8 protein-coding genes and 3 tRNA genes are annotated in these 11393 nt (G+C 28.4%); 6 read left to right on the forward strand and 5 right to left on the reverse strand.

Translation table 4 applies throughout. The features are described from left to right. The 4 genes from CG473_RS04215 to CG473_RS00060 all read right to left on the reverse strand — a co-directional run. Positions 1-182, reverse strand: a 182-nt coding sequence (locus CG473_RS04215; RefSeq protein ID WP_169709372.1) for a hypothetical protein, incomplete at its 3' end; no start/stop codon positions are given. 229 nt (positions 183-411) lie between these two features. After that, a complete protein-coding gene (locus CG473_RS00050; protein ID WP_166623169.1) occupies positions 412-897 on the reverse strand; it encodes a hypothetical protein in 486 nt (161 codons plus the stop codon). Positions 898-1039: 142 nt separating this feature from the next. Continuing rightward, positions 1040-2869 (reverse strand): oligoendopeptidase F, encoded by a 1830-nt coding sequence (gene pepF, locus CG473_RS00055; protein WP_243720089.1) that lies wholly within the window; start codon positions 2867-2869, stop codon positions 1040-1042. Positions 2870-2876: 7 nt separating this feature from the next. Next, on the reverse strand, positions 2877-3383 hold the full coding sequence (locus tag CG473_RS00060; RefSeq protein WP_094254277.1) for an adenine phosphoribosyltransferase: 507 nt from the start codon (positions 3381-3383) through the stop codon (positions 2877-2879). A gap of 114 nt (positions 3384-3497) precedes the next feature. Here CG473_RS00060 and lepA point away from each other — a divergent pair, with 114 nt between their 5' ends. Further along, positions 3498-5291 carry a translation elongation factor 4 gene (lepA, locus tag CG473_RS00065; RefSeq protein ID WP_094254278.1) on the forward strand — a complete coding sequence of 598 codons (1794 nt, stop codon included), beginning with the start codon at positions 3498-3500 and terminating at the stop codon, positions 5289-5291. 282 nt (positions 5292-5573) lie between these two features. After that, on the forward strand, positions 5574-7706 hold the full coding sequence (locus CG473_RS04345) for a phosphoglycerate kinase (RefSeq protein WP_094254279.1): 2133 nt from the start codon (positions 5574-5576) through the stop codon (positions 7704-7706). Positions 7707-7829: 123 nt separating this feature from the next. Here CG473_RS04345 and CG473_RS00075 read toward each other — a convergent pair whose 3' ends face one another. After that, positions 7830-9965 (reverse strand): ATP-dependent Clp protease ATP-binding subunit, encoded by a 2136-nt coding sequence (locus CG473_RS00075; protein ID WP_094254280.1) that lies wholly within the window; start codon positions 9963-9965, stop codon positions 7830-7832. 194 nt (positions 9966-10159) lie between these two features. On the opposite strand from CG473_RS00075, the gene CG473_RS00080 reads away from it, so the two are divergent. The 4 genes from CG473_RS00080 (at position 10160) to CG473_RS00095 (ending at position 11310) form a co-directional block, all read left to right on the forward strand. Next, positions 10160-10246: transfer RNA gene (locus tag CG473_RS00080), tRNA-Leu, on the forward strand. A gap of 5 nt (positions 10247-10251) precedes the next feature. Further along, positions 10252-10327: transfer RNA gene (locus CG473_RS00085), tRNA-Lys, on the forward strand. A gap of 148 nt (positions 10328-10475) precedes the next feature. Next, a tRNA-Leu gene (locus CG473_RS00090) sits at positions 10476-10557 on the forward strand. Positions 10558-10629: 72 nt separating this feature from the next. Continuing rightward, entirely contained in the window at positions 10630-11310 is a 681-nt protein-coding gene (locus CG473_RS00095; protein ID WP_094254281.1) for a hypothetical protein, read from the forward strand. The last annotated feature ends 83 nt before the right edge of the window (positions 11311-11393 follow it).

The raw sequence follows: 11393 nt of genomic DNA on the forward strand, positions 1-11393 counted from the left end.
GCTTTAATTTCTTTGATCATCTCAAAAAGTTGACTTTCAAACGATTTATTTTTCATATTAGTTTCATTATAACTTAAAGTAACGTCTAATTTAAGTTTATAATCTTCTAATATTTTTCCTTCAATTGGATTACTATTTCATTCATACAATTCAGCCAGTTTATTTCTAGAGTTTAAAACCAAGTTTTCTCCAATATTATGACTTCAAATGTAATTTTCAAACTTTTGAGCATCTTTGTTTTTAATAGTTTTAATAAATGTACTTTTGATTGCGTCAAAATATTACTATTATTAATGCAATTTGATTTACTAAAAAAGCACTCTGATTCAGAATGCCTTTTAAACTAGGCCAATATCACTTTCATTATCCTAATGACCTAGTTTGCTTAGTTACACGATGGTTACAAATATTTTAAATATTATGAAATCCCTTTAAGACTGTGATATCAGTTTTCATATCTGCAATCTCCACTTTCATTTCAGCGATTTCAACTTTTATATCAGCGATTTCAACTTTTATGTTCGCAATATCAGTTTTCATTTCAACGATATCTGCTTTAATGCCGACAATTTCATCTTTAATTTCTTTGATCATCTCAAAAAGTTGACTTTCAAACGATTTATTTTTCATATTAGTTTCATTATAACTTAAAGTAACGTCTAATTTAAGTTTATAATCATCTAATATTTTTCCTTCAATTGGATTACCATTTCATTCATACAATTCGGCCAGTTTACTTCTAGAGTTTAAAACTAATTTTTCCCCAATATTATGACTTCGAATGTAATTTTCAAACTTTTGAGCATATGTGTTTTTAGTTGTTTCGATATATACCTCCTTTATCCAATTATAAAACCTAATTACCGTTCATTTTATAATGTTGATAAAAATTTCCACATTTTTCCACATTGTAATTTAGAACACCGTTTTAATAATGTTATTTTTCAATGGTTTTTTGAAATATATAAAATGCAAATTTTTATAACATTTACTAATCGAAAAACAAAAAAAGCGTTTTTGTTAAACACTTTAAAAATAATTATTTTTTAAAAATTTCTTTTCCTAAAGAAATAAATTTATCAACTTTTTGATTCAATAATTCAAAAGCCAAATCGTAAATTTCTGGACTATATAAATCAATTCCTGATTCTTTTAGTAAATCAGCAGGTCATAATTTTGAACCCATTGATAAGAATTTATCGATGTAATTTTCTAAAGCTGAAATACCTTCATCTTTGTATTTTTTGAAAAATACATTAGCAACTACATAACCAATAGCATATTTATAAACATAAAAATTATAATAATAATGCGGAACCATAACAGATAATATTGCTTGTTCATGTTTTTCAACAACTTCCGGGAAATTATCAATTTTATATTTGTTACCTAGATCTTGGTATATTTTTTGTAAATCTTCAAATGTCCCCAAAGGCACATTTTGATCCATTGCCTTATATAAAGTGTATTCATATTCGCTAAAGTGAGTTTGTCTAAATACTGTATTTTGAAAATCTTGTATTGAATCACTTAAAAGATTAAATTGTAATTTTTTATCTTTAGTTTTGTGCATTAAATAATCTTCAAGCATTAATTCATTAAAAATAGATGCAATTTCGGCTAGAAAAATTGGGTATTGGCTTAAATTATATGCTTGCTTTTTATCTGAAAAATAAGAGTGCATTGAATGACCCAGTTCATGAGCTAAAGTTTTAACTGAAGTCAATTTGTAATCATAGTTCATGTTTATATATTTTTTTTCTAATGGATAAGACTGTCCTATTGAATATGCACCACTTCTTTTATTATCAACTGGCATATAATCTATTCAGTTTTCATTAAATGCTTTCTTAAGAACATCTTGGTATTCTTGACCCAAATCTTTTGTTGCGGCTAATATTAATTCTTGAGCTTCTTCAACTGAGTATTTACTTTGAACTTTCACTAAAGGTAATTTTGAATCTCATCTTTTGTAAGTTTTATTATACTTAGATTTAAAAAATTTAGCATAGTTAGTTCAGTACTTTTGCAAAATATGAGTATTTGAAGCTACTTTTTGATATAAGTTTTTTACTAAAACTTTATCAACTTGATCTTCTCATAAATATGATTCAACACTAGATTTGTGACCTCTTAATAATGCAGCAGCAGAAATGTCTCTAAAATGTGAAATTAGTAATTTAGCAAATGATTGTCTATGTTTTGCAAAACCTCTGTTGTAGCCAATGTAAGCGCTTTTTCTAAAGTCTTCATCTTTATCTTCAAGTAATGAAACATGATTGGCTAAAGTTATTTTAGTTTTACGTTTACCTTCTTTTGTTTGAGCATAACCATAATCTAATTCTGAATTAGAAATAACTGAAAAAATTTCACTTAAATTAATATCAGCATATGCTCTTTTTTTAAGATATTCTTCAACTTTAGCTGGAAGTCTAAATTTTTTTGAATTTAATGTAAATTCTAAATCTTTACGATAGTTTTTAAATGCTTCATCTTTTAATCATTCTTTAAGTAAAGATTCTGCATCTAAAATTCTTTTTTCATGATCACCAAACTTAGCTATAAATTTGTAATAAATTGTCATAAATTTTTGATTTAGTTGGTTATATTTTGGATCAATTACATTTACTGCTAAATTATTAGAAATATAATTAGATGCTTTATCAACTAATTTTGACCATCTATCATAAGCTTTTAAAAATTTTAAAAATGAATCTTTATCTTTTAAATATTCATCTTTAACTTCAACTAATTTTTCTGCACCTTGAGTAATTTTTTCAAAAAGACTTTCTATTGTTGATCCTTCTAAAATTGCTTCTAGATCAAATCGATATTTTTCAGGTACATCTTCATATTTTTTATATTGCATATTTTTCCTATTCAACTGTAATTAAGCTCTCTACTGGAGCATTTAATATTTTTCTTCCTTCTAAAAAAGCTAATTCCATTAAAACTATAATTTTTATAACACTAACTCCTTGAGAAGTAAGTAAATCAATGATTGCATTTAAAGTACCACCTGTAGCTAATACATCATCAATGATAACGGCTTTTTGACCAGCTTTTACGTAGCCTTTTTGTAATTCTAAAATATTTTTTCCATATTCCAAGGCATAATTTTTTCTGATTACTTCACCAGGCAATTTACCTGCTTTGCGGACCATAATAAAAGGTTTTTCTAAAAAAGCAGCTACTGGTGTACCAAAAAGAAAACCACGTGCATCTGGTCCTACTATAATGTCAGCATCTTTAGCCATTTCAGCAATTTGTTTAATTGTATAATTAAGCGCTTTACCATTTGCTAATAAAGGCGAAATGTCTTTAAAGATTATTCCCTTTGAAGGAAAATCTGGAACATCTTTAATATATTTTTTTAAATCCATAACCTATTAATTATAATTCATTTTTAACGATAGGTTATTATTGCCTTGCTTAAATTTAAAGATAAGCAGCTAATTATCTTAATAATATTAATTTAATTTATAATTTGATTTTATATGGATAAATCAAGAATAAGAAATTTTTCAATTATAGCCCACATTGATCATGGAAAAAGTACATTAGCAGATCGGATTTTAGAACTAACTAATGCAGTTGAAAAACGCGATCTATTAGCTCAGCATTTAGATTCTTTAGATATAGAAAGAGAACGCGGTATTACAATTAAATTGAATGCAGCTCAAATTAAATATAAAGACTACACTTTCCATTTAATTGACACACCTGGCCATGTTGATTTTACTTATGAAGTATCGCGATCTTTAGCAGCTAGTGAAGGAGCCTTATTAATTGTTGATGCTTCGCAAGGAATCGAAGCCCAAACTTTAGCTAATGTTTATTTAGCTATTGAAAATAATTTAGAAATTATTCCAATAATTAACAAAATTGATTTACCTTCAGCTGATGTTGAAAAAGTTAAAAATGACATTGAAGAAATTATTGGTATAGATGCTAGTGATGCTATTTTAATTTCTGCTAAAAATAATATAAATATTGAAGCGGTTATGGAAGCTATTGTTGCTAAAATTCCTGCACCAAAAAATGCTGATGATTCTAAACCATTAAAAGCTTTAGTTTTTGATTCATATTTTGATCCTTACCGCGGTGTTGTACTTTTAGTTAGAATCATCGAAGGTAAAATAAAAGTAGGCGATAAATTCATTTTTATGGCAACTAAAAATGAATTCCATGTTACTGAATTAGGAGTTAAAACTCCTGTTGAAGTTAAAAAAGAATTTCTTGAAGCTGGTGAAGTAGGTTGAATAGCTGCTTCAATTAGAAATGCTAAAGATGTTTCTGTTGGAGATACAATTACTTTAGTTGACAGACCCACTGAAAATGCTTTACCTGGTTATAAAAAAATGAAAGCAGTTGTTTTTACCGGTTTTTACCCAATAGATGGTAAAGATTATCCAATGCTAAAAGATTCATTAGAAAAAATTGCCTTAAGTGATAGTTCGATTACTTGAGAATTAGAAACTTCAAAAGCATTAGGTTTTGGATTTAGAGTTGGATTCTTAGGACTTTTACATATGGAAGTTTTACAAGAAAGACTTTCTAGAGAATTCAATGTTGATTTAATAGCTACTAGTCCGAGTGTTACATATGAAGTAACTAAAACAGACGGAAGTGTTGAATATATTTCTAATCCAGCAGATTTTCCAGAAAAAAATTACATTACTAAAATGGCAGAACCATTTATTAAAGCGAAAATATTAGTAATTGAAGAATATATTGGAGCTGTAATGGAATTATGTAATTCTAAACGCGGTAAGTATATCGATATTGAATATCATTCAAAACGAATGACTGTAATTTATGAAATGCCACTTGGTGAAATTATTTTAGATTTTTTTGATAGATTAAAATCAGTTACAAAAGGTTATGCATCATTTGATTATGAAATGATTGGTTATAAAGAACAAAGACTAGAAAAAGTTGACATACTTTTAAATCGTGAAAAAGTTGATGCTTTTAGTTTTATTAGTCACATTGACTTTTCATATGAAAAAAGTAAAGCACTAGTTGAAAGATTAAAAGAAGTAATTCCAAGACAATCTTTTGAAGTGCCGGTTCAAGCCGTTATTGGCGCTAAAGTAATTGCTAGAGAAACCATAAAAGCTTACCGAAAAGATGTAACTGCAAAACTATATGGTGGAGACGTAACGCGTAGACAAAAACTTCTTAAAAAACAAAAAGAAGGTAAAAAGCGTATGAAGGCAATTGGTTCAGTTAACATCCCGCAAGAAGCATTTTTGGCAGTTTTAAAAACAAATACAGACAAAAATTAGATTCAAAATATTTAATTTTTTAGTTTGTTTTGAGCAATTTAAAGTTAATTTTATTTTGTGAAATTAATTATAAATTTGTCAATTTTTTTGACGCACCCAAGATAAAAACAATATAGAAAATTAAATATTTTGGTAAAATTATATTAATTCATGGATTTAGTAATTTATAATACCTTTTGAGTCTTATTTGAAAGCTCAATGAATTAATTAGTTCAATGAATAAATCCAGAATTAAACTTAATCGTTATTGAATAGTTAATTATTCGTACATGAGAGGAAAGAATGAAAAAACACATCACAGATTTAGAACTGCGAGGTAAAAAAGTTTTAGTTAGACTTGACCTTAATGTTCCTATGAACAAAAGAGGACAAATTACTTCAACTACAAGAATAGAAGCTGCATTAGAAACATTAAGACATATCATTGACCACGGTGGTAGAGCTATTGTTTTTTCTCACTTAGGAAGAGTTAAAACTAAAGAGGATAAAGAAGCAAATACATTAGCACCAGTTGCAGCAAAATTAGCTGAATTACTTGGAGAAGATGTTAAATTTGTACCTCAAACAAGAGGTAAAAGATTAGAAGCTACAATTGACAGAATGAAAGATGGAGAAGTTGTTGTAGTTGAAAATACAAGATTTGAAGATTTAAATGGAAAGCTTGAATCAGGTAATGATGCAGAACTAGGAAAATACTGGGCTTCATTAGGTGATGTTTTCATTAACGATGCATTTGGTACAGCTCATAGAGCACACGCTTCTAACGTTGGGATCGCAACATATATTAAAGAATCAGCATTAGGATTTTTAGTTAAAAAAGAAATTCAAGCGCTTGAAGTTGCATTGCACAGTCCTGAAAGACCATATATTGCTATTGTTGGTGGTGCAAAAGTTAGTGATAAAATTGAAGTTCTTAAAAAATTAGTAGACAATGTTGATAAATTAGTAATCGGTGGAGCTATGGCATATACATTTATGGCTGCACAAGGTGTTGGTTACGGTAATTCATTAGTTGAAAAAGACAAAATTGAATTAGCTCGTGAATTCATTAAAACATACCATGACAAGCTTATTCTTCCAATTGATCATGCAATCTCAAGAGAATTTAAAGATTTTCCACCTCAATTCAATTCAGAAAATCCAATTGAAATTCCAGCAACTTTTATCGGAATGGATATTGGACCTGAAACAATTAAATTAATTAAAAAACATATTGTTGGAGACGAACTAGAAGGAATTCCTACTGCAAAAACATTATTCTGAAACGGACCTATGGGAGTTACAGAATTTAAAAATTACCAAGCAGGTACTCACGGAGTAGTTGAAGCAGTTAAAGCATCAGGCTCACTATACAGTGTTGTTGGTGGTGGAGATTCAGTAGCCGCAATTGAAACTTTACATGCAGCAGATTACTTTAGTCATATTTCAACTGGTGGTGGTGCTTCTATAGAATTTATAGAAGGTAAAGAATTACCAGGTTGAGAAGTTATTCAAGATAGAGATGCAATGCCAATCGATTTATATGAGCATTCAAATGTTTATGCAAATGATAGTTTAGATGATGTCTTGGTTCAAGAACCACATGTTGAAATATCTAGAGAACTTGATGCTTATGCAGATACAATGAATATGAGTTCTCCAGAAGTTGAAGTACATCAATCACAAGATTTATTTTTAGATGAAGAAGAAAATGACTTTTCAGAACTTTCAACAATCGAATTAGAACAATCACTTTTAAATGATCTAGAAGTTATTGACAGTAAAGATCAAGTTCACGATGTTGTAGTTGCTTCAGAAATTAGTCAAAGTGCTGAACAAAGTGCAGAAATTGAACATTCAACAGATGAATTATTTGAAGAAATCGATGAAGCCGATGATTTATTATTAGTTACCGAAACACAAGAAGAAGCATTTGACACTCATGAACATGAAGATGTTGAGCATCAGGATCATCACACAGAAGAAACTTACAATACACAAGAGCAAGCAAATACTCAAGAAGATTATTTCCATACTAAAGAAAATTACATAACTCAAGAAGAAACTCAAGAAGACTTTAATATTGAAGATAGTTATTCAACTCAAGAAGATGCTTTTGAAAATTTCACTACTGATGAACAAAGCTACTCTACACAAGAACAAACTGGTACAATTGAAAATGAAAGTACAATCGAAATGTCTAATAGTGATACTTTAGAAGATGAACTTGAATCTGAAAATGGTACAGATACAGACGAATTTTTAAGTGTTACCGAAGAACAAGATTTATCACAAGTTGATGATTTCTTAGATGAACATTCAGCTGGTAAAGAAAATATCGAATCAATGTTTGAAGATGTAGAAACTAATTCACAAGAAATTGATGATTCACCTAAAAAACGTGGTTTCTTTTCTAAGTTATTCAAGAAAAAATAGAATTAAATTAGTGTCTCAAATGAGACATTTTTCATTAAATTAAAATTTAAAATTACCTTAAAACAAAAGCCACCTCCAAAAATATTGGGGTGGCGTTATTTTATTAGTAAGCTATTTTATGATTTAATTTGGCAAAGATTTTCTTGTGACAAATTTACCAGCTTCATAACTAATAATATAATGTAAATCAACACTTAAATCTTGTTCAAGAATTTTTTGCGCTAGCATTGATTCAATATTGTCTTGAAGATATCTTTTAATTGGACGGGCACCGTATTGCTCATTAAAACCTCTTTGACTAATTTGATAAATAACATTTTCATCAAACGAAATATTGTAGTGATTTTTACTTAATCTTTGAGCTAATTTTGATAATTCTAATTTGACAATTTCAGCTTTAGTCGATTCATCTAACTTATTAAAAATTACAGTTGAGTCAATTCGATTTAAAAACTCGGGGCGTAAAAATTTTAATAATTCTGTTGTTACTTGACTTTCAGAAGCTTGATTAATATTTTCAATTGATGAAGTAAGATTACTTGTCATAATAACAATTAAATTTTTACCATTAATTTTTCTGCCTTGTGAATCAGTTAATTCTCCATTATCTAAAAGCTGCAATCAAATATTCATAACATCTGGGTGAGCTTTTTCGATTTCATCGATTAAAAGGATTGAATAAGGTCTTCTTCTAATTTTTTCTGTTAATTGTCCACCTGATTCAAAACCAATATAACCTGGAGGGCTACCAATTAATTTAGAAACAGAATGTTTTTCCATATATTCTGACATATCAAGTCTAATTAAATCGTTTTCACTTGCAAAAAGAATTTTTGCTAAAGCACGAGCCATTTCTGTTTTTCCAACACCTGAAGGACCTAAAAACAAGAATGAGCCAATAGGTTTTCTAGGATCGTTTATATTAGCTTTATTTCTCATAATTATTTTATGAACTTCTTTAATAGCTTCATTTTGACCTTTAATTTGCTTTCTTAATTCAGAATCAAGATGCAAGATTTTATCTCTTTCAGTTTTTGCTAATTTTGAAGCTGGTATACCAGTTCATTTTGAAATTATTATCATAATTTCTTCACGAGTAACTTTATTTTTTATTAATTGATCAGGATCGTTATTGATTGCTTCTTCTAATTTTTTAGTTTCTTCTTCTAATTTTGGCAATGAATTATATTTTAAAGCAGCTGCTTTTTCGTAATCTGCTTCACTATAATATTGTTCAATTTTATGATTTGTTTCATAAATTTTATCTTGCAAAATTGCTAATTTATCAATATTAGATTTAGATTTAAGTCATTTTTTTTCTAAATCTTTGTATTTTTCTTGACTATCTTTTAATAATTCATCAATTTCATCTAACCTATTTTTATGTTTATCTGCATCACTAGAACGCAATGCAACTTTTTCCATTTCTAAAGAAGCTCTTTTTTCTTTTTCTTCAATAATTACTAACGGTTCATAGTTCATTTCTACTTTTATTGAAGCTGCTGCTTCATCTACTAAATCAATTGCTTTATCTGGTAAAAATCTATCAGCAATATATCTATCACTCATAGTTGCAGCTGTAACTAAAGCTTCATCATCTATTTTAACTTTATGGAATGCTTCAAATCTATCTTTAATACCGCGCAATATTGTAATTGTGTCGTTAACTGTTGATTCATTAACAATAATTTTTTGCATTCTTCTTTCAAAGGCAGGGTCAGTTTCAATGTATTGCTTAAATTCATTTAAAGTAGTAGCACCAATTAAATGCATTTGCCCGCGTGCTAACATAGGTTTTATAATGTTGGCAGCATCCATACCACTTCCACTTGAATTTTTACCCATTCCACTAATCATGTGAATTTCATCTATAAAAAGAATGATTCTCCCGTTTTCGTTTTCGATTTGTTTTAACAAATCTTTTAGTCGCTTTTCAAATTGGCCTTGATATGAAGCTCCTGCAATTAACGAAGGTAAATCAATTTCGTATAATTCCTTATTTAATAGATCTAACGGAACTTGCTTTTCGACAATTTTTCTAGCTAATCCTTCAACAATTGCAGTTTTTCCAACACCTGGATCTCCAATTAAAACTGGGTTATTTTTACTTTTTCTAGACAATATTCGAATCATTTGCCTTATTTCGCCATCACGATTAATTACCGGCTCTAGTTTATTTTCTCTTGCTAAAGCAGTAAGATTTCTTCCATATTTTTCCAATGGTTTGCGATTATCGTTTTCTGTAAAATTTGCTTGCATAATTACCTCCTAATGTTTTTATATTTTAATTTTAGCACTCTTAGCCTTCTAGTGCTAAAAAAATTTAATTTTGTTAAATTGCTTTTGCTATCAAAAAAAACATCCGTAATTCAAATAAAAATTTCTTAAAAAATTTACTTCATTTTTACAATGCATGTATATAATAAATAAGCCTACTAAGCAAAAAAACACTTGCCCGAGTGGCGGAATAGGTAGACGCAGGGGACTTAAAATCCCCCGGCAGAAATGCTGTGCTGGTTCAAGTCCAGTTTCGGGTACCATTTAAGCGCCCTTAGCTCAGCAGGTAGAGCAAATGGCTTTTAACCATTGGGTCAGAGGTTCGAATCCTCTAGGGCGTACCATTTCATTTTAAATGACTAATTTATGTTCTTCGGAACATTTTTTATTACTCTTTGTAGTAAGACAAATAATTTTACATATTCTTATATCAACTTAGGCCATTATAAAATTTAATTTGCTTTTATAGAATTGGTTTATAATTTTAAACAGGCCCGTGTGGTGAAATGGCAGACACAGTTGACTCAAAATCAACCGCGAAAGCATGCTGGTTCGAGTCCAGTCACGGGCACCATATACAAATGTACCTAAGTGAGCAATATTGCTCATTTTTATTTTGACTAAAATAGATTAAAATAGAACTATCATGAATATAAAAAAAGCAGCTTTTACAATTTTATCAACATTTGTAATTGCAATATCTGTGACATTATTCATTTTATATTCATATACATTAATAACAATCCACTACCAGTTTAATCCTTCAGTGATTAATAATGATGTAATAGCATATGTTAATACCATAATTCCTTTAAGCATCTTTGCAATTTTAAGTGCAACAGTTTTAACAGGCTCTATTTTGCTTTACATGATAGGTAAGTATTGATATTCAAATTCGGAATCCAAACAATCAGAAAACTATTTAAGATTTAGAAAGAAAAGCAGCTTGATTTATTTTAATTTGCTAGTTATAGTTTTTGTAGTTTTATTAATTTTAACAATTGTAATTCTTAGTTTAAATATTCATTACATAGAACTATATTATTCTTATTTAGATTTAAGTATTGTGAAAGTACAAGTTAATGTTTCGATTGTTTCACTAGTTTTTTACCCAGTTTTGTTAATAATCTTTACTTTTATAACTTGATTATTAGTAAAAACATTCGAATTAATCAGAAATTTAAGAGTATTAAGATTAAATACTAAAACTAGTCATTATGTAATTAACTCACTAGTTTATAAAATATTTCCGCTTTTAAATAAACTGACATTTAATTATTATAAAAATGTAAATTTAATCTATTTAAATACTATGTCGAAGAAGTAAAAAAGCGATTTTTCCACAAATTTGAAAATTAAACAAAAAAATTTTAATGTGATATTATTACCGTACCAAATCAAATATGGAAA

Origin of the sequence: Mycoplasma testudineum, assembly GCF_002245785.1 — a bacterium.
GTDB lineage: Bacteria > Bacillota_I > Bacilli_A > Mycoplasmatales > Metamycoplasmataceae > Mycoplasmopsis_B > Mycoplasmopsis_B testudinea.